This window comes from Streptomyces sp. NBC_01498 (assembly GCF_036327775.1).
GTDB lineage: Bacteria > Actinomycetota > Actinomycetes > Streptomycetales > Streptomycetaceae > Streptomyces.
In genome coordinates, this window is record NZ_CP109598.1 from 6,232,594 (window position 1) to 6,257,934 (window position 25,341).

The 25,341-nt window shown below is 71.6% G+C and carries 22 protein-coding genes; 19 read left to right on the top strand and 3 right to left on the bottom strand.

Going from position 1 to position 25,341, the window contains the following annotated elements; genetic code table 11:
* The 3 genes from secF to OG875_RS26675 all read left to right on the top strand — a co-directional run bounded on the left by secF (position 1) and on the right by OG875_RS26675 (position 4,557).
* Positions 1-1,137, top strand: a complete 1,137-nt coding sequence (gene secF, locus OG875_RS26665) for a protein translocase subunit SecF (protein ID WP_330176767.1) — start codon at positions 1-3, stop codon at positions 1,135-1,137.
* Positions 1,134-1,679, top strand: coding sequence for an adenine phosphoribosyltransferase (locus OG875_RS26670; protein ID WP_330176768.1), 546 nt, complete (start codon positions 1,134-1,136; stop codon positions 1,677-1,679). Before secF ends, OG875_RS26670 begins: the two co-directional genes overlap by 4 nt.
* Before the next feature lie 214 nt (positions 1,680-1,893).
* Positions 1,894-4,557 (top strand): RelA/SpoT family protein, encoded by a 2,664-nt coding sequence (locus OG875_RS26675; protein ID WP_330176769.1) that lies wholly within the window; start codon positions 1,894-1,896, stop codon positions 4,555-4,557.
* Between the two features lie 78 nt (positions 4,558-4,635).
* Here OG875_RS26675 and OG875_RS26680 read toward each other — a convergent pair whose 3' ends face one another.
* Together OG875_RS26680 and OG875_RS26685 are read right to left on the bottom strand one after the other, a co-directional pair.
* Positions 4,636-5,865 (bottom strand): DUF349 domain-containing protein, encoded by a 1,230-nt coding sequence (locus OG875_RS26680; protein WP_330176770.1) that lies wholly within the window; start codon positions 5,863-5,865, stop codon positions 4,636-4,638.
* 254 nt (positions 5,866-6,119) lie between these two features.
* A complete protein-coding gene (locus OG875_RS26685) occupies positions 6,120-6,914 on the bottom strand; it encodes a peptidylprolyl isomerase (protein WP_330176771.1) in 795 nt (264 codons plus the stop codon).
* A 250-nt stretch (positions 6,915-7,164) separates the two neighbouring features.
* Here OG875_RS26685 and OG875_RS26690 point away from each other — a divergent pair, with 250 nt between their 5' ends.
* The 4 genes from OG875_RS26690 to OG875_RS26705 all read left to right on the top strand — a co-directional run bounded on the left by OG875_RS26690 (position 7,165) and on the right by OG875_RS26705 (position 11,334).
* Complete coding sequence (locus OG875_RS26690; protein ID WP_330176772.1) at positions 7,165-7,878, top strand: MBL fold metallo-hydrolase; 714 nt, start codon at positions 7,165-7,167, stop codon at positions 7,876-7,878.
* A 13-nt stretch (positions 7,879-7,891) separates the two neighbouring features.
* Complete coding sequence (gene hisS / locus OG875_RS26695) at positions 7,892-9,154, top strand: histidine--tRNA ligase (RefSeq protein WP_330176773.1); 1,263 nt, start codon at positions 7,892-7,894, stop codon at positions 9,152-9,154.
* 31 nt (positions 9,155-9,185) lie between these two features.
* Positions 9,186-9,851 carry a vitamin K epoxide reductase family protein gene (locus tag OG875_RS26700; protein WP_330176774.1) on the top strand — a complete coding sequence of 222 codons (666 nt, stop codon included), beginning with the start codon at positions 9,186-9,188 and terminating at the stop codon, positions 9,849-9,851.
* Positions 9,852-9,957: 106 nt separating this feature from the next.
* Positions 9,958-11,334, top strand: coding sequence for a replication-associated recombination protein A (locus tag OG875_RS26705; RefSeq protein ID WP_330176775.1), 1,377 nt, complete (start codon positions 9,958-9,960; stop codon positions 11,332-11,334).
* Positions 11,335-11,348: 14 nt separating this feature from the next.
* Here OG875_RS26705 and OG875_RS26710 read toward each other — a convergent pair whose 3' ends face one another.
* On the bottom strand, positions 11,349-12,029 hold the full coding sequence (locus OG875_RS26710; RefSeq protein WP_330176776.1) for a DUF2470 domain-containing protein: 681 nt from the start codon (positions 12,027-12,029) through the stop codon (positions 11,349-11,351).
* Positions 12,030-12,208: 179 nt separating this feature from the next.
* On the opposite strand from OG875_RS26710, the gene rpsD reads away from it, so the two are divergent.
* From rpsD to OG875_RS26770, 12 genes are all read left to right on the top strand, one after another.
* Entirely contained in the window at positions 12,209-12,823 is a 615-nt protein-coding gene (gene rpsD / locus OG875_RS26715) for a 30S ribosomal protein S4 (RefSeq protein WP_147877610.1), read from the top strand.
* A gap of 294 nt (positions 12,824-13,117) precedes the next feature.
* Positions 13,118-13,582, top strand: coding sequence for a DUF948 domain-containing protein (locus tag OG875_RS26720; RefSeq protein WP_330176777.1), 465 nt, complete (start codon positions 13,118-13,120; stop codon positions 13,580-13,582).
* Between the two features lie 7 nt (positions 13,583-13,589).
* A complete protein-coding gene (locus tag OG875_RS26725) occupies positions 13,590-13,967 on the top strand; it encodes a DUF6167 family protein (RefSeq protein ID WP_330176778.1) in 378 nt (125 codons plus the stop codon).
* Positions 13,967-16,636 carry an alanine--tRNA ligase gene (gene alaS, locus OG875_RS26730; protein WP_330176779.1) on the top strand — a complete coding sequence of 890 codons (2,670 nt, stop codon included), beginning with the start codon at positions 13,967-13,969 and terminating at the stop codon, positions 16,634-16,636. Before OG875_RS26725 ends, alaS begins: the two co-directional genes overlap by 1 nt.
* A gap of 37 nt (positions 16,637-16,673) precedes the next feature.
* A complete protein-coding gene (gene ruvX / locus OG875_RS26735) occupies positions 16,674-17,150 on the top strand; it encodes a Holliday junction resolvase RuvX (protein ID WP_330176780.1) in 477 nt (158 codons plus the stop codon).
* Positions 17,151-17,339: 189 nt separating this feature from the next.
* On the top strand, positions 17,340-19,304 hold the full coding sequence (gene mltG / locus OG875_RS26740) for an endolytic transglycosylase MltG (protein WP_330176781.1): 1,965 nt from the start codon (positions 17,340-17,342) through the stop codon (positions 19,302-19,304).
* Complete coding sequence (locus OG875_RS26745) at positions 19,291-20,136, top strand: shikimate dehydrogenase (RefSeq protein WP_330176782.1); 846 nt, start codon at positions 19,291-19,293, stop codon at positions 20,134-20,136. The genes mltG and OG875_RS26745 overlap by 14 nt, the downstream gene beginning before the upstream one ends.
* 162 nt (positions 20,137-20,298) lie before the next feature.
* Positions 20,299-21,483, top strand: coding sequence for a chorismate synthase (gene aroC / locus OG875_RS26750; RefSeq protein ID WP_330176783.1), 1,185 nt, complete (start codon positions 20,299-20,301; stop codon positions 21,481-21,483).
* Entirely contained in the window at positions 21,480-22,046 is a 567-nt protein-coding gene (locus OG875_RS26755) for a shikimate kinase (protein WP_330176784.1), read from the top strand. Before aroC ends, OG875_RS26755 begins: the two co-directional genes overlap by 4 nt.
* The gene (gene aroB / locus OG875_RS26760) at positions 22,043-23,146 is read left to right on the top strand and encodes a 3-dehydroquinate synthase (protein ID WP_330176785.1); all 1,104 of its coding nucleotides are present in this window, start codon (positions 22,043-22,045) and stop codon (positions 23,144-23,146) included. Before OG875_RS26755 ends, aroB begins: the two co-directional genes overlap by 4 nt.
* Positions 23,143-23,604 carry a type II 3-dehydroquinate dehydratase gene (aroQ, locus tag OG875_RS26765; RefSeq protein WP_330176786.1) on the top strand — a complete coding sequence of 154 codons (462 nt, stop codon included), beginning with the start codon at positions 23,143-23,145 and terminating at the stop codon, positions 23,602-23,604. The genes aroB and aroQ overlap by 4 nt, the downstream gene beginning before the upstream one ends.
* 558 nt (positions 23,605-24,162) lie before the next feature.
* Positions 24,163-25,182, top strand: coding sequence for an AAA family ATPase (locus OG875_RS26770; RefSeq protein ID WP_330176787.1), 1,020 nt, complete (start codon positions 24,163-24,165; stop codon positions 25,180-25,182).
* Positions 25,183-25,341 lie beyond the last annotated feature (159 nt).

Sequence of the window (25,341 nt, forward strand, 5' to 3'; positions counted from 1 at the left end):
ATGTCTCGACTCGGCGATCTCGGCGCCCGGCTCTACCGCGGCGAAGTCGGTTACGACTTCGTCGGGAAGCGCAAGTTCTGGTACGCGATCTCGATCCTCATCACCATCACGGCCATCGCGGCCCTGGCGGTGCGCGGGCTCAACATGGGCATCGAGTTCAAGGGCGGAGCGGTCTTCAACACCCCGAAGACCAGTGTCTCCGTCACGGAGGCCCGTGAGTCGGCGGAGGCGTCCTCCGGCCACGACGCGATCGTGCAGAAGCTCGGCAACGGCGGGCTGCGCATCCAGGTCACCGAGCTGAACACGGCCCAGGCGGACAAGACACAGACCCAGCTCGCCGAGGACCTGAACATCCCCAAGGAGAAGATCAACGCCGACCTGGTCGGCCCCAGCTGGGGCGAGCAGATCGCGAACAAGGCGTGGACGGGTCTCGGGATCTTCATGATCCTGGTGGTGATCTATCTCGCGATCGCCTTCGAGTGGCGCATGGCCGTCGCGGCGCTGATCGCACTGATCCACGACCTCACGATCACGGTCGGGGTCTACGCGCTGGTCGGCTTCGAGGTCACGCCGGGCACGGTGATCGGTCTGCTGACCATTCTCGGTTACTCCCTCTACGACACGGTCGTGGTCTTCGACAGCCTCAAGGAGGGGTCGAAGGACATCACCAAGCAGACCCGCTTCACCTTCAGCGAGGTCGCCAACCGCAGCATCAACTCGACCCTGGTGCGTTCCATCAACACCACCGTGGTCGCGCTGCTGCCGGTCGCCGGTCTGCTGTTCATCGGTGGCGGTGTCCTCGGCGCCGGCATGCTGAACGACATCTCGCTGTCGCTGTTCGTCGGCCTCGCCGCGGGCGCGTACTCGTCCATCTTCATCGCCACTCCGCTGGTCGCCGACCTCAAGGAACGCGAGCCGCAGATCAAGGCGCTGAAGAAGCGGGTGCTGGCCAAGCGGGCGTCCGCCGCGGCCCGGGGCGAGTCGCCCGAGCTCGCCTACGACGGCCCGTCCGGACCGGTGGACACCGAGCCTGACGACGACGGCGACGCGGAGGACACTCCGCCCGCCGCCGCTGTCGCGGGTCCCCGGAGCCACGGCGGCCGGGGCCGGGGCCGTCCCTCGGGGAAGCGTCGATGACCGACGACAGTACGAGGGACCTGCTTCTCAGCCGTATCCGTGACGTGCCCGACCATCCCGAGCCGGGGGTGATGTTCAAGGACATCACCCCGCTGCTCGCGGACCCGAAGGCGTTCGCGGCACTGACCGACGCGCTGGTGGAGTCCGCCGTACGGCACGGGGCCACGAAGATCGTCGGCCTGGAGGCGCGCGGTTTCATCCTGGCCGCGCCGGCCGCGGTCCGGGCCGGTATCGGTTTCGTCCCCGTCCGCAAGGCGGGGAAGCTGCCCGGCGCGACGCTGTCGCAGGCGTACGACCTGGAGTACGGCAGTGCCGAGATGGAGGTCCACGCCGAGGACCTCCAGGAGGGTGATCGCGTCCTCGTCATCGACGACGTGCTCGCCACCGGGGGCACCGCCGGGGCCTCGGTCGACCTGGTACGCCGGGCCGGTGCCGAGGTGGTGGCCGTGGCCGTCCTGCTGGAGCTGGGCTTCCTCGGGGGCCGGGCGCGGCTGGAGCCGCATCTGCGGGGCGTGCCGCTGGAGGCACTCCTCACGGTCTGACCCGATAGGTCACCCACGTACAAAGTGCGACATAGGCGGACGCTCCGGGAATTCCACCCGGAGCGTCCGCGTTGTGCGTTCATCGGCCGGTGGACCCGGCGGGAGACGTATCGGCGGGCTCCGCCACCGGTCCCGTGAGCAGCGGGGCCACGAGGTCGTTACCATGGCCGTTCCGGACCTGATCCCGGGGACCCGGACAGCACGAGGAGCGCTCTTGCCAGACGAGGCCCAGCCACTCGCCGCAGCCGAGCCCGATCCCCACCCGGACCGGGCCGCGGTGGCACCTGCCGCGCCGCAGACACCGGCGGACGGGGCGAGGACGGCCGCGCAGACGTCCACGGCCTCGCGGACCTCCGGAGCCCCGCACGCCCCGACGGCCCCGCACACCTCCGCCGAGCCCGACGGCTCCACGGCGGCCGGTTCCGCCGCCAACGGCTCCCGGCCCGCCCCGGCGACCGCCGCGGCGCCGCCCGCCGAGACCCCCGCGTCCGCGCCCGGCGCCGGCCCCGCCAAGAGCCCCCTGCCGGTCCCCGTCACCGCGCCCAAGCCCGCCCCGGCCGCGCCCTCGCGCTCCGGCGGCTCCTCCAACCGCGTCCGCGCCCGGCTGGCCCGGCTCGGCGTCCAGCGCTCGTCGCCGTACAACCCCGTCCTCGAACCGCTGCTGCGGAGCGTACGCAGCAACGACGCCAAGATCGAGACCGCGACGCTCCGCCAGATCGAGCGCGCCTACCAGGTCGCCGAACGCTGGCACCGGGGCCAGAAGCGCAAGAGCGGCGACCCGTACATCACCCACCCCCTCGCCGTGACGACCATCCTCGCCGAGCTCGGCATGGACCCGGCGACGCTGATGGCGGGCCTGCTGCACGACACCGTCGAGGACACCGAGTACGGCCTGGACACCCTCCGCAAGGACTTCGGCGACCAGGTCGCCCTCCTCGTCGACGGCGTCACCAAACTCGACAAGGTCAAGTTCGGCGAGGCCGCCCAGGCCGAGACCGTCCGCAAGATGGTCGTCGCCATGGCCAAGGACCCCCGGGTGCTGGTCATCAAGCTCGCCGACCGGCTGCACAACATGCGCACCATGCGCTATCTCAAGCGGGAGAAGCAGGAGAAGAAGGCCCGCGAGACGCTGGAGATCTACGCGCCGCTCGCCCACCGCCTGGGCATGAACACCATCAAGTGGGAGCTGGAGGACCTCGCCTTCGCGATCCTCTACCCCAAGATGTACGACGAGATCGTCCGGCTCGTCGCCGAACGGGCGCCCAAGCGCGACGAGTACCTGGCCATAGTGACCGACGAGGTCCAGTCCGATCTGCGCGCCGCCCGGATCAAGGCCACCGTCACCGGCAGGCCCAAGCACTACTACAGCGTCTACCAGAAGATGATCGTGCGGGGCCGGGACTTCGCCGAGATCTACGACCTGGTGGGCATCCGCGTCCTGGTCGACACCGTCCGCGACTGCTACGCGGCGCTCGGCACCGTCCACGCCCGGTGGAACCCGGTGCCGGGACGGTTCAAGGACTACATCGCGATGCCCAAGTTCAACATGTACCAGTCGCTGCACACGACGGTCATCGGGCCCAGCGGCAAGCCGGTCGAGCTCCAGATCCGTACGTTCGACATGCACCGCCGGGCCGAGTACGGCATCGCCGCGCACTGGAAGTACAAGCAGGAGGCCGTCGCCGGGGCCTCCAAGGTCCGTACCGACGTGCCCAGGAACACCGGCAAGGGCGCCGGGCAGGACACCGTCAACGACATGGCGTGGCTGCGCCAGCTGCTGGACTGGCAGAAGGAGACCGAGGACCCCAGCGAGTTCCTGGAGTCCCTGCGCTTCGACCTGTCGCGCAACGAGGTCTTCGTCTTCACCCCCAAGGGCGACGTCATAGCGCTGCCGGCCGGGGCCACTCCCGTCGACTTCGCGTACGCCGTCCACACCGAGGTCGGCCACCGCACCATAGGAGCACGGGTCAACGGGCGGCTCGTCCCGCTCGAATCGACCCTCGACAACGGCGACCTGGTGGAGGTCTTCACCTCCAAGGCGTCCGGCGCGGGCCCCTCACGGGACTGGCTGGGCTTCGTCAAGTCGCCGAGGGCCCGGAACAAGATCCGCGCCTGGTTCTCCAAGGAACGCCGCGACGAGGCCATCGAGCACGGCAAGGACGCCATCGCCAAGGCGATGCGCAAACAGAACCTGCCGATCCAGCGCATCCTCACCGGCGACTCCCTCGTGACCCTCGCCCACGAGATGCGCTACCCCGACATCTCGTCGCTGTACGCGGCGATCGGCGAGGGCCATGTCGCCGCGCAGGGCGTCGTACAGAAACTCGTCCAGGCGCTCGGCGGCGAGGAGGCCGCCAACGAGGACATCGCCGAGAGCGCGCCGCCCTCCCGGGGACGCACCAAACGCCGCTCCAGCAGCGACCCCGGTGTGGTCGTCAAGGGCGTCGAGGACGTATGGGTGAAGCTCGCCCGCTGCTGTACGCCCGTCCCGGGCGACCCGATCATCGGATTCGTCACCCGGGGCAGCGGCGTCTCGGTGCACCGCGCGGACTGCGTCAACGTCGACTCGCTGTCGCAGCAGCCGGAACGCATCCTCGAAGTCGAATGGGCACCGACCCAGTCGTCCGTCTTCCTCGTCGCCATCCAGGTCGAGGCACTGGACCGCTCCCGGCTGCTGTCCGACGTCACCCGCGTCCTGTCCGACCAGCACGTCAACATCCTGTCGGCCGCCGTCCAGACCTCCCGCGACCGGGTCGCCACCTCACGCTTCACCTTCGAGATGGGCGACCCCAAGCACCTCGGGCACGTACTGAAGGCGGTACGGGGCGTGGAAGGCGTGTACGACGTCTACCGCGTCACCTCCGCCCGCAGGCCCTGACCAAGACAGCCCGTCGACGAAAGGAGCGGCCCGGCGGTGGGATCACCGCCGGGCCGCTCCTTCGGTTAGTGCCGGGTCTCAGCCGCCGAACTCCTGAAGACCCTTCAGCGCCTGGTCCAGCAGCGCCTGCCGGCCCTCCAGCTCCTTCGCCAGCTTGTCCGCCCTGGCGTTGTTGCCCGAGGCACGCGCCGTGTCGATCTGCGTACGCAGCTTGTCCACGGCCGCCTGGAGCTGCCCCGTCAGACCCGCGGCACGCGCACGCGCCTCCGGGTTCGTCCGGCGCCACTCGTTCTCCTCGGACTCCTGGAGCGCCCGCTCGACCACCTGCATCCGGCCCTCGACGCGGGGCCTGGCGTCGCGCGGCACATGCCCCACGGCCTCCCAGCGCTCGTTCACCGCCCGGAACGCGGCGCGGGCGGCCTTGAGATCCGTCACCGGGAGCAGCCGCTCGGCCTCCGCCGCCAGCTCCTCCTTGATCTTCAGATTCTCGGTCTGCTCCGCGTCCCGCTCCGAGAAGACCTCGCTCCGCGCGGCGAAGAAGACGTCCTGGGCGCCCCGGAAGCGGTTCCACAGGTCGTCCTCGGCCTCGCGCTGCGCACGGCCCGCGGCCTTCCAGTCGGTCATCAGCTCGCGGTAACGCGCCGCCGTCCCGCCCCAGTCCGTCGAACCCGACAGCGACTCGGCCTCGGCGACCAGCTTCTCCTTGGCCTTGCGGGCCTCCTCGCGCTGCGCGTCCAGCGAGGCGAAATGCGCCTTCCGGCGCTTGGAGAACGCCGAGCGCGCGTGCGAGAAACGGTGCCACAGCTCGTCGTCGGACTTCCGGTCGAGCCTCGGCAGGCCCTTCCAGGTGTCCACGAGCGCCCGCAGCCGCTCACCGGCGGACCGCCACTGGTCGCTGCGCGCCAGCTCCTCGGCCTCCACGACAAGCGCCTGCTTCGACTCGCGCGCCGCGTCCGTCTGCTGGGCCTTCTGCGCCTTGCGCTCCTCACGGCGCGCCTCGACCGTCCCGACCAGCGCGTCGAGACGCGTACGCAGGGCGGCGAGATCCCCGACCGCGTGATGCTCGTCCACCTGCGCCCGCAGATGGTCGATGGCGGCCTGCGCGTCCTTGGCCGACAGATCGGTGGTTTTCACCCGCCGTTCGAGAAGGCCGATCTCGACCACCAGGCCCTCGTACTTGCGCTCGAAGTAGGCCAGTGCCTCCTCGGGAGAGCCTGCCTGCCACGATCCGACGACCTGCTCGCCCTCGGCCGTGCGCACGTACACGGTGCCTGTCTCGTCGACTCGGCCCCACGGGTCGCTGCTCACAGCGCCTCCTCCACCTGATGCCTGCGAGGGGTACCCCCCGGGCATCGTCCACAGTTTCCTGGACGGGTCACGCCCGTCTTCCGCGACACGGGACCGGACCGGTGTCCGCGGAGCCGTTCCACGGAGCCGGTCCGCGCGTCGCACGACGCCAATCTAGGCGACCGGCGGCCCGGCTGTCCGCACTCCGCACGGCCGAAATTCGCCGGGTACGACAGCGGGCGGCCCCGGAGGGCCGCACCGCCGGTCGCCCCTGGTCACACCTTGTCGACGGTGCCCTTCTCGATCGTCACGGTCTTCTTCGGCGCACCGTCACCCTTGGCGCCGCCGGCGACACCCGCCGCCGCCACGGCCTTGACGGTCTTCAGGCCCTCGGCGTCCAACTTTCCGAACGGGGTGTACGAGGGAGGCAGCTTGGTGTCCTTCCACACCAGGAAGAACTGGCTGCCACCGCTGTTCGGCTGGCCGGTATTCGCCATCGCCACCGTCCCGGCGGCGAAGGTCACCGAACCGTCGGCGCCGGGCTTGCCCAGCGCGGTCAGGTTCTCGTCCGCGATCGTGTAACCGGGACCGCCCGTGCCGTCGCCCTTCGGGTCGCCGCACTGGAGCACGAAGATGTTCTCCGTGGTGAGGCGGTGGCACTTCGTCCCGTCGAAGTACTTCTTGTCCGCGAGGGACTTGAAGGAGTTCACCGTCTCGGGAGTCTTCGCGGCGTCCATCGCGACGCCGATGTCACCCTGGCTGGTCTTCAGGGACATCGTGTACTTCGCCTTGGCGTCGATCGTCATCTTCGGCCCCGCCGGCTTCTTGCTGGCGCTCGGCGACGGCGGCGCCGAGGGGCTGTCCTGCGCGACGTCCTTGCCGTCACCGCCGCCGTCCGTCAGGCCGGCGATGGCGTACGCGCCGCCCCCCGCGGCCAGCACGACGGCCAGCGCGGAGGCGATGATCACGTTACGGCGCCTGGCCTTGGTACGGATCTCCGCCCGGCGCCGCTGCTGCCGCTCGAACTTCTCCCTGGCAAGCTGGCGCCGGCGCTGCTCGCTGTTGACCACCGGGTCGTCTCCTTGTGTCTTCGTGGGCCCTGAGGGCGGTGCTGAGGTCTGTGCTGAACGCGGCCGTGGTCCTGGCCCGCGATTGATCCGCCGGACAGGGCCGAGGTCCCGCCCGGCGGGTCTGTCTGTCCGCGAAGATCCGCCGGACCGGGCCTAGCCCCGTACGGTATATGGGTTACCTGTGTAATGAGGAGCGCCGGTAGGCTCTGATCTGCTGCAATCTCCCGCCGGACGACATATGAGGACGATCGTGCTTATTGCCGGGTTCCCCGCCGGGGCCTGGGGGACCAATTGTTATCTGGTCGCCCCCGCCGCCGGTGAGGAGTGCGTGATCATCGACCCCGGTCACCAGGCCACCGAGGGCGTCGCCGAGACGGTCAGGAAGCATCGCCTCAAGCCGGTCGCCGTCATCCTCACCCACGGCCACATCGACCATGTCGCCTCCGTGGTCCCCGTGTGCGGCGCGCACGACGTGCCCGCGTGGATCCACCCGGCGGACCGGTACATGATGAGCGACCCCGAGAAGGCCCTCGGCCGCTCCATCGGCATGCCCCTCATGGGCGAGCTGACCGTGGGGGAGCCGGACGACGTCAAGGAACTGGGCGACGGCGCCGAGCTGGAGCTCGCCGGACTGCGCTTCGGGGTCGCGCACGCGCCCGGCCATACGAAGGGGTCGGTGACCTTCGGCACGCCCGGGACGGGCGACGTTCCGCCCGTCCTGTTCTCGGGCGACCTGTTGTTCGCCGGCTCCGTCGGACGCTCCGACCTGCCGGGCGGCGACCCCGCCGAGCTGCTCGAATCGCTGGGCCGGGTGTGCCTGCCGCTCGACGACTCGACCGTGGTGCTGTCCGGCCACGGCCCCCAGACGACCATCGGCCGGGAACGAGCCACCAACCCGTATCTGCGCGAGGTGGCCACCGGCTACGGAAGCGGCCCGACCGCCGCTCCGCGACGAGGAATGTGACGCAGCGAACCCCATGAGCACCTTCCAGGCCCCCAAGGGCACCTACGACCTGCTTCCCCCGGACTCCGCCGTGTTCCTCGCGGTCCGCGAGGCGATCTCCGCGCCGCTCAGGAACTCCGGTTACGGCTACGTCGAGACACCCGGCTTCGAGGACGTCGAACTCTTCGCCCGTGGTGTCGGCGAGTCCACCGACATCGTCACCAAGGAGATGTACACCCTCACCACCAAGGGCGGCTCCGAGCTGGCGCTGCGCCCCGAGGGCACCGCGTCCGTGCTGCGCGCCGCGCTGGAGGCGAATCTGCACAAGGCCGGGAACCTCCCCGTCAAGCTCTGGTACTCCGGCTCGTACTACCGCTACGAGCGCCCCCAGAAGGGCCGCTACCGCCACTTCTCCCAGGTCGGCGCCGAGGCCATCGGCGCCGAGGACCCGGCGCTCGACGCCGAGCTGATCATCCTCGCCGACCAGGCGTACCGCTCCCTCGGCCTGCGCGGCTTCCGCATCCTGCTCAACTCGCTGGGCGACAAGGAGTGCCGCCCCGTCTACCGCGAGGCGCTCCAGACCTTCCTGCGCGACCTCGACCTGGACGACGAGACCCGGCGCCGTATCGAGATCAACCCGCTGCGGGTCCTGGACGACAAGCGCCCCGACGTACGGCGGCAGCTCACCGACGCGCCGCGGCTCCGCGACTACCTGTGCGAGGCGTGCCGCGAGTACCACGAGCGGGTGCGTGGCCTGCTGGCCGCGGCGGGTGTCGCGTACGAGGACGACGAGCGGCTCGTCCGGGGCCTGGACTACTACACCCGTACGACCTTCGAGTTCGTCCACGACGGCCTCGGCGCGCAGTCCGCGGTGGGCGGCGGCGGGCGCTACGACGGGCTGTCGGAGATGATCGGCGGCCCCGCGCTGCCGTCGGTCGGCTGGGCGCTCGGGGTGGACCGTACGGTGCTGGCGCTGGAGGCCGAGGGCATCACGCTCGCGCTGCCGCCCGCCACCAGTGTGTTCGCCGTGCCGCTCGGTGAGGAGGCCCGGGGGCTGCTGTTCGGTGTGGTCACCGAGTTGCGCCGGGCCGGGGTCGCGGCCGATTTCAGTTACGGCGGCAAGGGGCTCAAGGGCGCGATGAAGAACGCCAACCGCTCGGGTGCCCGGTTCACGATCGTCGCCGGCGAGCGCGACCTCGCCGAGGGCGTGGCCCAGGTCAAGGACATGGAGAGCGGCGAGCAGAAGGCCGTACCGCTCGACGGACTGGTGGCCGATCTGACCGCGAGGCTCGCCTGAGGTGCGGGCCGGCAGTGAGGGAGACGGCGACATGACACGTACGACGCACGACGACGCTTCCACCGACGGGGTGTCGACCGACGACGTCTCCTTCGGCCGCCAGCGGCCCGGCACCCCCGTCCTCCTTGGTGCGGGGTGGGGGTTGGCGTGGTTGTTGGTGGTGTCGGGTGCGGCGGGTGTGCTGGCGTCGTGGGTGATCACGCTGGACAAGTTCAGGCTGTTGGAGGATCCGGGGTTCACGCCGGGGTGCAGTCTGAATCCGGTGGTGTCGTGCGGGAACATCATGAAGAGTGCGCAGGCGTCGGTGTTCGGGTTTCCGAATCCGATGCTGGGGCTGGTGACGTTCGCGGTGGTGGGGTGTGTGGGGCTGGGGTTGCTGGCGGGGGCGCGGTACGGGGTGTGGTTCTGGCGGGGGCTGAATGCGGGGATGCTGTTCGGTGTGGGGTTCTGTTCGTGGTTGCAGTATCAGTCGTTGTATGTGATCGGGTCGTTGTGTCTGTGGTGCTGTCTGGCGTGGGTGGCGACGATCGTGATGTTCTCGTATGTGACGGCGTTCAATGTGACGCGGGGGGTGGTGCCGGCTCCCGCGGGGGTGCGGGTGGCGCTGGGGGAGTTCGCGTGGGTGGTCCCGGTGCTGTGGACGGGGATCGTCGGGATGCTGATCCTGACCCGCTGGTGGGACTTCTGGACCAGCTGACCGCAGCCGGTGAGAGCGGCGGCCCACCGGACCGGCTGACCGGGAACCGGCCACCGGGGCCGTCGACCGCCCCGGACTGTCGGTGGCCTGGCATAGGCTTCGTGACGTGGAGCCCGACCTCTTTACCGCAGCCGCCGAAGACCGCCAGGAGAAGGACCCGTCCAGCAGCCCGCTGGCGGTCCGGATGCGCCCCCGCGTCCTGGACGAGGTGGTCGGCCAGAGCCATCTGCTCAAGCCCGGCTCCCCGATGCGGCGGCTGGTCGAGCAGGCCGGCCGGGGCAACGGACCGGCGGGGCCGTCGTCGGTGCTGCTCTGGGGGCCGCCCGGCACGGGCAAGACGACACTGGCCTATGTGGTCTCCAAGGCGACCGACGCGCGCTTCGTGGAGCTCTCCGCGATCACCGCGGGCGTGAAAGAGGTCCGCGCCGTCATCGACGGGGCCCGCCGTGCCTCGGGCGGCTACGGCAAGGAGACCGTCCTCTTCCTGGACGAGATCCACCGCTTCAGCAAGGCCCAGCAGGACTCCCTGCTGCCCGCCGTCGAGAACCGCTGGATCACCCTCATCGCGGCCACCACCGAGAATCCGTACTTCTCGGTCATCTCCCCGCTCCTCTCCCGCTCCCTGCTCCTCACGCTGGAGCCGCTCACCGACGACGACCTGCGCGCCCTGCTGCGGCGCGCGCTCACCGAGGAGCGCGGGCTCGGCGGGGCGGTGACCCTGCCCGCCGACTCCGAGGCGCACCTGCTGCGGATCGCCGGGGGAGACGCCCGCCGGGCCCTGACCGCGCTGGAGGCGGCGGCCGGAGCCGCGCTCTCCAAGGGCGAGAAGGAGATCAGCCTCGGCACGGTGGAGGAGACGGTCGACCGCGCGGCGGTGAAGTACGACCGCGAGGGCGACCAGCACTACGACGTGGCGAGCGCCCTCATCAAGTCGATCCGCGGCTCCGACGTCGACGCGGCCCTGCACTATCTGGCGCGGATGATCGAGGCGGGCGAGGACCCCCGGTTCATCGCCCGCCGGCTGATGATCTCGGCCAGCGAGGACATCGGCCTCGCCGACCCCACGGCTCTGCCCACCGCCGTCGCGGCGGCCCAGGCCGTGGCGATGATCGGTTTCCCGGAGGCGGCGCTCACCCTCAGCCAGGTCACCATCGCGCTCGCGCTGGCCCCCAAGTCCAACGCGGCGATGCTCGCGATCTCCGCCGCGCTGGAGGACGTGAAGAAGGGGCTGGCCGGTCCCGTACCGCCGCATCTGCGCGACGGCCACTACAAGGGTGCGGCCAAGCTCGGCCACGCGCAGGGGTACGTGTATCCGCACGACGTGCCGGGCGGGATCGCCGCCCAGCCGTACGCCCCCGAGGAGGTGCGGGGCCGGCGGTATTACGAACCGACCAGGTACGGCGCGGAGGCGCGCTACGCGGACGTGGCCGAGAAGGTCCGCGAGCGGCTGCGCGGCGACACCGCCCCGCCCTCCTCGAACTGAGCGCGGTACGCGGCTCAGCCGCCGGCCGCCGCGGCGAAGAGGGCGTGCATGGCGCGGCGCAGTCCGGTCACGTCCCGCACCGGTTCGGGGAAGTCGAAGCGGGCGTCGAAGCAGTTGACGCCCGTGAAGCGGACCCGCAGCCCGAAGCGGTCGATGCCGACCGGCACGGCCGCCGTCCCGCCGGTCCGCCCGCCGAGGAGCGAGCGCAGCGTCCCCACCTCGGCGCTGTGCGCGGCGTGCAGATGCTGGACCAGTTCGGTCTCGTGCTCCGAGAGCGGGTCCGGTACGGCGGCGGCGAACGCGTCCGCCTCCACCGGCTCCGCGCCCCACAGGTCGTCCACGTACGCCTCGCCGACCTCCAGCCGCAGTGTCCGCCGACCGGGGTCGGCCCCGCCGGGTACACGTGTCAGCCAGCCGGAGACCCAGGCCCGGCCCCGGATACGGTGGGGCACCGAGACCGGTGCCACGTCCGTGACCTCCAGCACCACCGGCAGCTCGTCGGCCTGCGCGAACGTCGCCGCCCGTACGACGGGGGAGTCCGCGGCGAAGGTCAGCAGTACGTCACCGTCGGCGTCCACGGCCCGCGTGTCGGGCATCAACTGGTCGGGTCGCAGGGCGTCCAGGCCCGGGACGAGCAGCATTGCCGAGCATGTACTCTGTACGAGAGTTCGTGTGCGCTCGGCTGCTGACGGCATCCGGGCGATTTCAAGCCCGCTGGGACGCGGCTGGCCATGAGCTGATCGGACCTCCGTCGTATCGATGCCCTGCGCGTCGAGGCTGTCTGTGATGCGCGTGGTGTTCCCAGGGCGACGAGACATGCGATCTCCTTAAGTAAGGTGAGCCTAACCTAACCTACAACGGAGGTCTGGAGAACGTGCCTAACCAGTCGCGTCCCAAGGTCAAGAAGTCTCGCGCGCTCGGTATCGCGCTGACGCCGAAGGCCGTGAAGTACTTCGAGGCCCGTCCCTACCCGCCGGGCGAGCACGGCCGCGGCCGCAAGCAGAACAGTGACTACAAGGTCCGTCTGCTGGAGAAGCAGCGTCTGCGCGCCCAGTACGACATCAGCGAGCGCCAGATGGCCCGCGCCTACGACCGCGCCCGCAAGGCCGGCGGCAAGACCGGCGAGGCCCTGGTCGTCGAGCTGGAGCGCCGTCTCGACGCCCTGGTCCTGCGTTCGGGCATCGCCCGCACCATCTACCAGGCCCGTCAGATGGTCGTCCACGGCCACATCGAGGTCAACGGCGGCAAGGTCGACAAGCCGTCGTTCCGCGTCCGTCCCGACGACGTCGTGATGGTCCGCGAGCGCAGCCGCGAGAAGGTCCCCTTCCAGGTCGCCCGTGAGGGTGGCTACGACACGGACGGCGAGACCCCGCGCTACCTCCAGGTCAACCTGAAGGCGCTGGCGTTCCGTCTGGACCGCGACCCGCTGCGCAAGGAAATCCCGGTCATCTGCGACGAGCAGCTCGTCGTCGAGTACTACGCCCGCTGATCACCCGTTGATCCAGGCGTAGTACGCGCCGTGGCCCGCCGTTTCCCGCCCGTCAGGCCGGGGGAGCGGCGGGCTCTCGCGTTCGCGGGCCCGGGTGGGTCCGGTGCCTCCCCTTCCGGGGTCCGGGCGCGCCCACCCGACGGCGGTAATGCGGTACGGGGAGCCGCTCCCGGCGCGATACGCTCGACGGGCGACTTTCCCGGGCCGTGCCCGGATCTCCCGGATCCGGCGGGCCGACGACGACAGTGTTCCCCGCGACCGCGGGGATGGTCCCGACGCAGAGAGCGGTGCACCGTGACCGGTGGAGAGGTTGCCGGAATCCTGGTGGCCGTCTTCTGGGCGGTGCTGGTCACCCTCCTCGCCGTGGTGCTGGTGAGGCTGGCCCAGACGCTCAGGGCGACCACCAAACTCGTCGCGGACGTGACCGAACAGGCCGTACCGCTGCTCGCGGACGCCTCGGCGACCGTTCGCGCGGCACAGACCCAGCTCGACCGGGTCGACGCCATCGCGACCGACGTCCAGGAGGTCACCTCCAACGCCTCGGCGCTCTCCACGACCGTGGCGTCGACCTTCGGCGGCCCCCTGGTGAAGGTCGCGGCCTTCGGCTACGGGGTGCGGCGCGCGATGAGCCGCAAGCCCGCCGCCGACCCGGCGCCCGCCGACCGCAGGACACCGGCACCGGCCGCGCGCGGCCGTCGTACGGTGATCGTGGGCAGGACCGTCCCGTCCGCCCGACGCAGCAGGAAGCAGAAGGGCTGAGGCAGCGATGTTCCGCCGTACGTTCTGGTTCACCGCGGGCGCGGCGGCCGGTGTGTGGGCCACCACCAAGGTCCACACCAAGATCCGCCAGTTGACCCCCGAGAGCCTCGCCGCGCAGGCGGCCAACAAGGCCGTCGACGCCGGACACCGGCTGCGGGAGTTCGCACTCGACGTCCGGGCCGGTATGGCCCAGCGCGAGTCCGAACTGGGCGAGGCACTGGGGCTCGACGCCCCCGGGGCTCCCCAACTCCCCGCCGGACGCCGCCTTCCGGCGGTCGAACCCCCGGCCGGGGGCCCGTACCCGGCACACCGTCACGACCAGCGTCACGACCGCACCGACCGATCCCACCCGCGCACACCGCACAACCGGAATGAGGACCACTGATGGAGTCGGCCGAAATCCGCCGCCGCTGGCTGAGCTTCTTCGAGGAGCGCGGCCACACCGTCGTTCCCTCGGCGTCGCTCATCGCGGACGACCCGACTCTGCTTCTGGTCCCCGCGGGCATGGTGCCCTTCAAGCCGTACTTCCTCGGTGAGGCCAAGCCGCCCGCCCCGCGTCTGGCCAGCGTCCAGAAGTGCGTCCGTACGCCGGACATCGAAGAGGTCGGCAAGACCACCCGGCACGGCACGTTCTTCCAGATGTGCGGCAACTTCTCCTTCGGTGACTACTTCAAGGAAGGCGTCATCCCGCTCGCCTGGGAGCTGCTCACCACCCCGGTGGCGAACGGCGGTTACGGCCTGGACCCGGAGCGGCTGTGGGTCACGGTCTACCTGGACGACGACGAGGCCGCCTCGGTCTGGACCGACAAGGTCGGTTTCCCCGCCGAACGGCTCCAGCGCCTGGGCAAGAAGGAGAACTACTGGTCCATGGGCGTGCCCGGCCCCTGCGGACCCTGCTCGGAGATCTTCTACGACCGGGGCCCGGAGTTCGGCGAGGAGGGCGGCCCCGCCGTCAACGACGAGCGCTACGTGGAGATCTGGAACCTGGTCTTCATGCAGTACGAGCGCGGCGCCGGCGACGGCAAGGAGGACTTCGAGATCCTCGGAGACCTCCCGTCCAAGAACATCGACACCGGCCTCGGCCTCGAACGGCTCGCCATGGTGCTCCAGGGCGTGCACAACATGTTCGAGATCGACACGTCGATGGCCGTCATCGACAAGGCCACCGAACTGACCGGGGTCCGCTACGGCGCCGACGCCGCCTCCGACGTCTCGCTGCGCGTCGTCACCGACCACATGCGCACCTCCGCCATGCTCATCGGCGACGGCGTCACCCCCGGCAACGAGGGCCGCGGGTACGTGCTGCGCCGCATCCTGCGCCGTGCCGTCCGCAACATGCGCCTGCTCGGCGCCACCGGCCCGGTCGTCGCCGACCTGCTCGACGTGGTCATCCGGTCGATGGGCGAGCAGTACCCCGAACTGATCACCGACCGAAGCCGCATCGAGACCGTCGCGCTCGCCGAGGAGGCCGCCTTCCTCAAGGCCATCAAGGGCGGCACCAACATCCTCGACACCGCCGTCACCGAGACGAAGGCCGCCGGCGGTTCGGTCCTCGCCGGCGACAAGGCGTTCCTGCTCCACGACACCTGGGGCTTCCCGATCGACCTCACCCTCGAAATGGCCGCCGAACAGGGACTGTCGGTGGACGAGGACGGCTTCCGGCGGCTCATGAAGGAGCAGCGGGACCGGGCCAAGGCCGACGCCAGGGCCAAGAAGACCGGCCACGCCGACCTCTCCGCGTACCGCCGGGTCGCCGACACCTCCGGTGCCACCGAGTTCACCGGCTACACCGGCACCGAGAGCGAGTCGGTGATCGTCGGCCTGCTCGTCGACGGTGTGCCGTCGCCCGCCGCCACCGAGGGCGACGAGGTGGAGGTCGTCCTCGACCGCACCCCGTTCTACGCCGAGGGCGGCGGCCAGCTCGCCGACCAGGGCCGCATCAGGCTCGACACCGGCGCCGTCATCCAGGTCCGGGACGTCCAGCAGCCGGTCCCCGGTGTCTCCGTGCACAAGGGATCCGTGCAGGTCGGTGAAGTCACCGTCGGCGCCCCGGCGTTGGCCGCCATCGACACCCGCCGCCGACGGGCCATCGCCCGCGCCCACAGCGCCACCCACCTGACCCACCAGGCGCTGCGCGACGCCCTCGGCCCGACGGCCGCGCAGGCCGGCTCGGAGAACTCGCCGGGCCGCTTCCGCTTCGACTTCGGCTCGCCCGCCGCCGTACCCGGCACGGTGCTGACCGACGTCGAGCAGAAGATCAACGAGGTGCTGGCCCGGGAACTCGACGTCCAGGCCGAGGTCATGTCCATCGACGAGGCCAAGAAGCAGGGCGCCATCGCCGAGTTCGGCGAGAAGTACGGCGAGCGGGTGCGTGTCGTCACCATCGGCGACTTCTCCAAGGAGCTGTGCGGCGGCACGCACGTGGGCAACACCGCCCAGCTCGGGCTGGTCAAGCTGCTCGGCGAGTCCTCGATCGGCTCCGGGGTGCGCCGGATCGAGGCCCTGGTGGGCGTCGACGCCTACCACTTCCTCGCCAAGGAGCACACGGTCGTCGCCCAGCTCCAGGAGCTGGTCAAGGGCCGCTCCGAGGAACTGCCGGAGCGGATCGCCGGCATGCTCGCCAAGCTGAAGGACGCCGAGAAGGAGATCGAGAAGTTCCGGGCGGAGAAGGTGCTGGCCGCCGCCGCCGGACTGGCCGGGGGTGCCAAGGACGTACGGGGTACGGCGCTGGTCACCGGTCAGGTGCCGGACGGCACGTCGGCCGACGACCTGCGCCGGCTGGTCCTCGACGTACGCGGCCGGATCACCGGCGGCCGGCCCGCCGTCGTCGCCCTGTTCACGACGGCGAACGGACGCCCGCTGACGGTCATCGCCACCAACGAGGCGGCCCGTGAGCGCGGTCTCAAGGCCGGTGACCTGGTCCGCGCCGCCGCCAAGGCCCTCGGGGGCGGCGGTGGCGGCAAGCCGGACGTCGCGCAGGGCGGCGGTCAGAACCCGGAGGCCGTCGGTGACGCCGTGGCCGCCGTCGAGCGCCTTGTCGCCGGGACGGCCTGAGCCCCGTGTCCGAGAACGTGGCGAAGGTCGTGGAGGCATGACGGCGCTCGCGCGCCGGGGCCGCAGACTGGCCGTGGACGTCGGGGACGCCCGGATCGGGGTCGCCTCGTGCGACCCCGACGGGGTCCTCGCGACGCCGGTGGAGACCGTGCCGGGACGCGACGTCCCGGCCGCCCACCGGCGGCTCGCGCGGTTGGTGGAGGAGTACGAGCCGATCGAGGTCGTGGTCGGCCTGCCGCGCTCGCTGAGCGGCCGGGAAGGCCCGGCGGCGGTCAAGGTCCGGGCGTTCGCGGAGGAGATGGCCCGCCGGATCGCCCCGGTCCCGGTGCGGCTCGTGGATGAGAGAATGACCACGGTGACCGCCGGTCAGGGGCTGCGTGCCTCGGGTGTGACGGCCAGGAAGGGCCGGTCCGTCATCGACCAGGTGGCGGCTGTCATCATTCTCCAGAACGCGCTGGAGTCCGAGAGATCATCGGGCGCACCGCCCGGTGAGGGCGTGCGCGTTCAGGACTGACAGCCCGACCGGGCAATACCGGAACATACATGCGGTTATCCGTTTGCGCAGATGAGGGCCGTCTGGTCGCGATACGGTAACGTTCCGCGCGATGCGGCGGGATTCGAACAACTGCCGCACAGAGAGAGGCGTTACGGACACCGGGCCATTCGCGCCCGGCACCGGCCGCCTCGCGGCTCTAGGGGATCGATGACTGACTATGGCCGGGGTCGAGGCCCTGAACCGTGGGACCCCGAGGACCCCCTGTACGGGGACCAGGGGTGGGGAGCGCAGCAGGCCGAGGACGGCCGGCCTCCTTACGACGCCCAGGCTCAGCAGCAGCAGCCGCAGCATCCCCAACAGCAGCAGTACGACCCGCAGTACGGCGGCGGTGGCTGGGAGACGGGACAGCAGCAGTACGTCCAGCAGCAGCCGCAACAACCCCAGCAGCCGCAGCACCCGCAACAGCAGCAGTACGACCCGCAGTACGGCGGGGGCGGCTGGGACACGGGTCAGCAGCAGTACGTCCAGCAGCAGCCGCAACAGCAGCACCAACAGCCGCAGCAGCAGTACGACCAGCAGTACCCGGACCAGCAGCAGTACGACCAGCACTACCCCGACCAGGGGTACGGCAACCAGCAGCAGTACGCCGCGCGCCCCGACGACCCTTCGTACGGCGGCGGTTGGGACACCGGGCGGCAGGCGGCCGTGCCCGGGGGCACCCACCCGGGCGACCCCTACGCGGGCGGCCCCGCCGACGGTTACGCGGGCGGGAACCCCGACCCGTACAGCACCCCCCAGCAGCAGCAACAGCCGCCCGCCCGCCCCCAGGAGCGCCGCCGTCCCGCGCCGCCCGTGGCCGAGCCGGAGAGCGACTGGGACGGCCCGCAGCCCGAGGAGACGCACCCGTTCTTCACCGGTGCCGACGGGGGCGACGGGGACGACGACCGCCGTGAGCGGGGCGCCCGCGACGGCCGCAGGCGCCGTGAGCGCGACGACGAGCCCGACGAGCCGGAGTACGACGACGAGGACGAGAGCCGGCGCGGTGGCGGCGGCCGTGACCGCCGGGGCGCTTCGAAGAAGAAGCGGAGGGGCGGCAGCGCCTGTCTGGTGGCCTCCCTCGTCCTGGTCGCCGGGACGGCCGGCGGCGGGTACTACGCGTACCAGTTCTGGCAGGAGCGCTTCGGCCCGGCCCCGGACTTCGCGGGCGCCGGCGCCGGCGCCGTCCAGGTCGAGATCCCGCAGGGCGCGGGCCTCGCCGAGATGGGCGGGCTGCTCAGGGACGCCGGTGTGGTGAAGAGCGCGCAGGCGTTCATCGACGCGGCGGGCGAACACCCCAAGGGCGAGGCCATCCAGCCCGGCGTCTATCCGCTGAAGAAGGAGATGTCGGCGAAGGCCGCGGTCGAGTTGATGACCAATCCGGCCAACCTGAACTCGCTGACCATCCGCGAGGGAATCCGCGCCGTCCAGGTCTACGAATTCATCGACGAGAAGCTGAAGGTCAAGCCGGGCACCACGGCCGCCGTCGCCAAGGAGGAGGCCGACAGTCTCGGTCTGCCCGAATGGGCCGACGACGGCGAGGACAGCGACCGGATAAAGGACCCGCTCGAAGGGTTCCTCTACCCCGCGCGCTACGAGATCGGTGAGAAGACCAAGCCCGAGGACATCCTCAAGAAGATGGTCGCGCGGGCCAACCAGGAGTACGAGAAGCACGACCTGGAGGCGTCGGCAGAGGAACTGGGTCTCGACTCGCCCCTCGACGTCATCACCGTCGCCAGCCTCGTGCAGGCCGAGGGCATCACGCACGACGACTTCAAGAAGATGGCGGCCGTCGTCTACAACCGCCTCAAGCCGACGAACACCGACACCAACCAGAAGCTCGAATTCGACTCGACCTTCAACTATCTGAAGAACCAGAGCGAGATCGACATCTCCACCTCGGAGATCCGGAACTTCGACGACCGGTACAACACCTATTTCTACAAGGGTCTTCCGCCGGGTCCGATCGGAAATCCGGGCGCCGACGCGATCAACGCCACCATGGCCCCGGACACGGGCGCCTGGATGTTCTTCATCTCCATCGACGGCAAGACCACCCAATTCACCAAGACCCTGGCCGAGCACGAGAAGCTCGTCGCGGAGTTCAACGAACGACGGAAGAATGCCGACGACTAGAACCACCGCGCACCGGGCCGCCGTTCTCGGCTCGCCCATCGCGCACTCGCTCTCCCCGGTGCTGCACCGGGCCGCGTACGCGGAACTGGGCCTCACCCACTGGTCGTACGACCGCTTCGAGGTCACGGAGACGGGACTCCCCGCGTTTCTGGCGGGTCTCGACCCGTCCTGGGCCGGACTCTCGCTGACCATGCCGCTGAAGCGGGCCGTCCTCCCGCTGCTGGACACGGTCAGCCCCACGGCGTCGTCGGTGGAGGCCGTCAACACGGTCGTCATCGACGGCGACGGCCGCCGTACCGGCGACAACACCGACATCCCCGGCATACTCGCCGCACTGCGTGAACGCGGCGTCACCACCGTGGAGTCGGCCGCCGTCCTCGGCGCCGGGGCGACCGCGTCGTCCGCGCTCGCCGCGCTCTCCCGTATCTGTACGGGACCGGTCACCGCCTACGTACGCGGCCCGGCCCGCGCGGCCGAGATGCGCGAGTGGGGGACCCGGCTCGGTGTCGACGTCCGTATCGCCGACTGGTCGGAGGCGGCCGGCGCGCTCGGCGCGCCGCTGGTGATCGCGACCACCCCGGCCGGCGCCACCGACGCCCTGGCCCCGCACGTCCCCGACCGCCCCGGCACCCTCTTCGACGTGCTGTACGACCCCTGGCCCACCCCCCTGGCCACCGCCTGGTCCGTCCGGGGCGGCCCCGTCGTGGGCGGGCTCGACCTCCTCGTGCACCAGGCCGTCCTCCAGGTCGAGCTGATGACCGGCCGCGCCCCCGCGCCGCTCGCGGTGATGCGCGCGGCCGGCGAACACGCGCTCGGCACCCGCCGGGCCTGACGCCCCACCCGGCCGCCCGTGACGGTGCCGCCCCGCCGCCCGCCCGTATCCGCAGGCTGGACGGAGTCACGGGACGAGGGGCCGGGCGTGGCAGGATCGGGACCCCAGGATGCGTACCGCAGTCGTACCGTCGAATGTGTCGAGAATTACCGAGGAGCACCGTTGAGCAGGTTGCGCTGGCTGACCGCGGGGGAGTCGCACGGACCCGCACTGGTCGCGACACTGGAGGGCCTCCCGGCGGGTGTGCCGATCACCACGGAGATCGTGGGCGATCACCTCGCCAGGCGCCGCCTCGGTTACGGACGCGGCGCGCGCATGAAGTTCGAGCGCGACGAGGTCACCTTCCTCGGCGGCGTGCGGCACGGCCTGACCATGGGCTCACCGGTCGCGATCATGGTCGGCAACACCGAGTGGCCCAAGTGGGAGCAGGTCATGTCGGCCGACCCGGTCGACCCCGAGATCCTCGCCGGGCTCGCCCGCAACGAACCGCTGACCCGGCCGCGCCCCGGCCACGCCGACCTCGCCGGTATGCAGAAGTACGGCATCTCAGAGGCCCGGCCGATCCTGGAGCGCGCCAGTGCCCGCGAGACGGCGGCCAGGGTCGCGCTCGGCGCGGTCGCCCGCTCCTACCTCAAGGAGACCGCCGGGATCGAGATCGTCTCCCACGTCGTCGAACTGGCCGCCGCCAAGGCCCCGTACGGCCTCCACCCGACCCCCGCCGACGTCGAACGGCTCGACGCCGACCCCGTGCGCTGTCTGGACCCCGCCGCGAGCGAGGCGATGGTCGCCGAGATCGACCAGGCCCACAAGGACGGCGACACCCTCGGCGGTGTGGTCGAGGTGCTGGCGTACGGCGTCCCGGTCGGTCTCGGCTCGCACGTCCACTGGGACCGCAGGCTCGACGCCCGCCTCGCCGCCGCACTGATGGGCATCCAGGCCATCAAGGGCGTCGAGGTCGGCGACGGCTTCGACCTCGCGCGGGTGCCCGGCTCCCGCGCCCACGACGAGATCCTGGTCACCGACGAGGGCATCAGGCGCGCCTCCGGCCGCTCCGGCGGCACCGAGGGCGGGCTGAGCACCGGTGAACTGCTGCGCGTACGGGCCGCGATGAAGCCCATCGCGACCGTGCCCCGCGCGCTGGCCACCGTCGACGTCGCCACCGGCGAGGCCGCCAAGGCGCACCACCAGCGCTCCGACGTCTGCGCCGTGCCCGCGGCGGGCATCGTCGCCGAGGCCATGGTCGCGCTGACCCTCGCCGACGCCGTCGCCGAGAAGTTCGGCGGCGACAGCGTCCCCGAGACCCGGCGCAACGTGGAGTCGTACCTCCAGAACCTGGTGATCCGATGAGCGGCCCCCTGATCGTCCTGGTCGGCCCCATGGGAGTCGGCAAGACCACCGTCGGCGCGCTGCTCGCCGAACGCCTCGGCACCGGCTACCGGGACACCGACGCGGACATCGTCGCCGCCGGGGGCCGCGAGATCTCGGACATCTTCTTCGACGAGGGCGAGCAGCACTTCCGGGACCTGGAACGGGCCGCCGTACGGACCGCGCTCGCCGAACACCCCGGCGTCCTCGCCCTCGGCGGCGGCGCGGTCCTGGACGAGGACACCCGCGGCCTGCTCGCCGGGCTGCCCGTCGTCTATCTCTCGATGGAGGCGAACGAGGCGGTCCGGCGCACCGGCCTGGGCCTGGCCCGGCCGCTGCTCGCCATCAACCCCCGCCAGCAGTGGAAGAAGCTGATGGAGGAGCGCCGTCACCTCTACACGGAGGTCGCGCGCGCCGTCGTGCCCACCGACGAGCGGGCACCCGAAGAGGTCGCCGAAGCCGTCATCGAAGCGCTGGACCTGGGCGGGACGGCCGTCCCCGGCGCCGGCCCGTCCGCCACCCCCGGCAAGGAGAACGAGGCATGACCACCGACCAGGACCAGCAGGTCACCCGTATCCAGGTCGGCGGCAGCGCGGGCCACGACCCGTACGAGGTGCTGGTCGGCCGTCAGCTGCTGGGCGAACTGCCCGTGCTGATCGGCCCCCGGGCCAAGCGGGTCGCCGTCCTGCACCCGGAGGCGCTCGCCGAGACCGGCGAGGCCCTGCGCCAGGACCTGGCCGACCAGGGGTACGAGGCCGTCGCCATTCAGCTCCCGAACGCCGAGGAGGCCAAGACCGTCGAGGTCGCCGCCTACTGCTGGAAGGCGCTCGGTCAGACCGGCTTCACCCGCAGCGACGTCATCGTCGGCGTCGGCGGCGGCGCGACCACCGACGTCGCCGGCTTCGTCGCCGCGTCCTGGCTGCGCGGGGTGCGCTGGATCGCCGTACCGACGACCGTGCTCGGCATGGTCGACGCGGCGATCGGCGGCAAGACCGGCATCAACACCGCCGAGGGCAAGAACCTGGTGGGCGCCTTCCACCCGCCGGCCGGGGTGCTCTGCGACCTCGCCGCGCTGGACTCGCTGCCCGTGCACGACTACGTGAGCGGCATGGCCGAGATCATCAAGGCGGGCTTCATCGCCGACCCGGCCATCCTCGAACTGATCGAGTCCGACCCCGAGGGTGCCCGTACGCCCACCGGACCGCACACCGCCGAACTGATCGAACGCTCGATCCGCGTCAAGGCCGAGGTCGTCTCCAACGACCTCAAGGAGTCCGGCCGGCGAGAGATCCTCAACTACGGCCACACGCTCGCCCACGCCATCGAGAAGAACGAACGCTACAAGTGGCGGCACGGCGCGGCCGTCTCCATCGGCATGGTCTTCGCCGCCGAACTGGGCCGCCTCGCGGGCCGGCTCGACGACGCCACCGCCGACCGGCACAGCGCCGTCCTGGCCTCCGTCGGACTGCCGCTGACCTACCGCGGCGACCAGTGGCCCAAGCTCCTGGAAACCATGCGGGTCGACAAGAAGTCCCGTGGTGACCTGCTGCGTTTCATCGTCCTGGACGGTCTGGCGAAGCCGACCGTACTGGAGGGACCGGACCCCGCGGTGCTGCTCGCCGCGTACGGGGAGGTGTCCGCGTGAGCCGCCGGGTCCTGGTGCTCAACGGCCCCAACCTGGGCCGTCTCGGTTCCCGCGAACCGGACGTCTACGGCTCCGTCTCGTACGCCGGCCTTGTGGAGACCTGCCAGTCCACGGGCAAGGAACTGGGCCTCGCCGTCGATGTGCGCGAGACGAACGACGAGGGCGAACTGATCCGCTGGCTGCACGAGGCGGCCGACGGATCGATCCCCGTCGTGCTCAACCCCGGTGCCTTCACGCACTATTCGTACGGACTGCGGGACGCCGCCGCGCAGCGCACCGCGCCACTGGTCGAGGTGCACATCTCGAACCCGTACACCCGCGAGGAGTTCCGCCACACGTCGGTCGTCGCGTCGGTGGCCAGCGGCACGATCGCGGGCTTCGGCATCGGCTCCTACCGCCTGGCACTGCGGGCTGTCGCCGAGGAACTGGACGGCGGCCGGGGCATGCCGCCGAAGTAGCGGCGTCCACCCGCGAGTTGGGATGTGCGGCGGTGGGTGCGTGCGCCCGCCGGGCGGGTGCCGGGTGCGCGTGGCCGACTCCGGCAGCGTCGCGCGTGCGCGGGCCTGGCGTCGCGGGCCGGATGTGCTGCCCAAGTAGCGGCGCCCGCCTGCGGGATGGGGTGCGCGGCGGTGGGTGCCCGGCCTGCCCGGCGGGGCACCGGGCTCGTGCCGGGTGCCCGTGGCCGACTTCGACAACGTGGTGAGTGCGCGGGCCGGGCGTGCTGCGCGAGTCGCGGTCCGCCCGCAGGGCGGTGGGTGCGTGCGCCCGCCGGGCGGGTGCCGGGTGCGCGTGGCCGACTCCGGCAGCGTCGCGCGTGCGCGGACGGGGCGCTGCCTGTCGGACGCGGGCCGGGCACCGGCCTTGCCCGGAAAGCCCGTTCGGGCTCCCGGGCACTCGGAGCGGGCTTCCGGCGTTCTCCACGAGACGGCCGGGAACGGTACCGTTCACGGGCATGTCGGCCGGGCGACCGGGCGGCGACGATTCAGTGTCGGACGTACGAGACGGAGTGGCACCGGATGCAGCACGCAGTGGGGGCTCCGCTGCCGCCTCCCGAGGGTTCGCGCGGCCCGCACGGACAGGCCACGGGCGGGTGGGCGCACGGCTCCCCGCCCCACGGGCCGCCACCGGGCGCCGCCGCCCCGTACCACGGTCCTCCCGCGCCCCACGGGCACCAGCCCGTACCGGGCGCGGTGCCGTACGGGGCCCGGCCCGCCCCCGGCGGCCACGGCGACCCTCAGGGGCCGCACGGGCAGCCCGGCCACGGGCACGGCGCCCCGCCGCCCCCCGGAGCGGCGCACCCGCCGGGCGGCCTCCCGCCGACCGGACCCCCGCACCTGCCGCACGGCGCGCCGGGCGCGCCCGTGCCCCCGCAGGGACCCCCCGCGCCCCCGCCGCCGGACGTGACCGGCCATGTACGGCTCCCGCCGGGCGGCCCGGTGCCGCTGCCCGTACCGCATCCGGCCGAGGGCGGCACGGGCGCCGCCACCCTGGCCGTCCTGCTGATCGGCCCCGCCGGCGCGGGCAAGACCACCGTCGCCCGGCACTGGGCGGCCACCCGCCAGGTGCCGACCGCGCACATCAGCCTGGACGACGTACGGGAGTGGGTCTGCTCCGGCTTCGCCGACCCGCAGTCGGGGTGGAACGAGCACTCCGAGGCGCAGTACCGCCTGGCCCGCCGCACCTGCGGGTTCGCCGCCCGCAACTTCCTCGCCAACGGCATCTCCTGCATCCTCGACGACGCGGTCTTCCCGGACCGCCCGGTCGTCGGCCTCGGCGGCTGGAAGCGCCACGTCGGCCCCGGTCTGCTGCCGGTGGTGCTGCTGCCCGGACTGGAGATCGTCCTGGAGCGCAACGCGGAACGCAGCGGCAACCGCAGGCTCTCCGACGAGGAGGTCGCGGGCATCCACGGCCGGATGGCGGGCTGGTACGGCTCCGGGCTGCCGATCATCGACAACTCCAAGTACGACGTCGAGACGACCGCCCGGGTGCTGGACGACGTACTCGCCCGGTCGATCGCGAGCCCCCCGGCCTGGTGAACGCGGACGCGGGGCCGGTCGCCGGGATCGGGGCGGCGGGCCCGGGTGCCGGGCCGTGGCCGCCCCGGGGGCGTGGAGCGCCGGGTGCCGGTGCCGCAACCCGGGCGGGGCCGTGGGGCCGTGGCCGCCGGGCACCGTGGCGGGCGGTGAGCGCCGGAT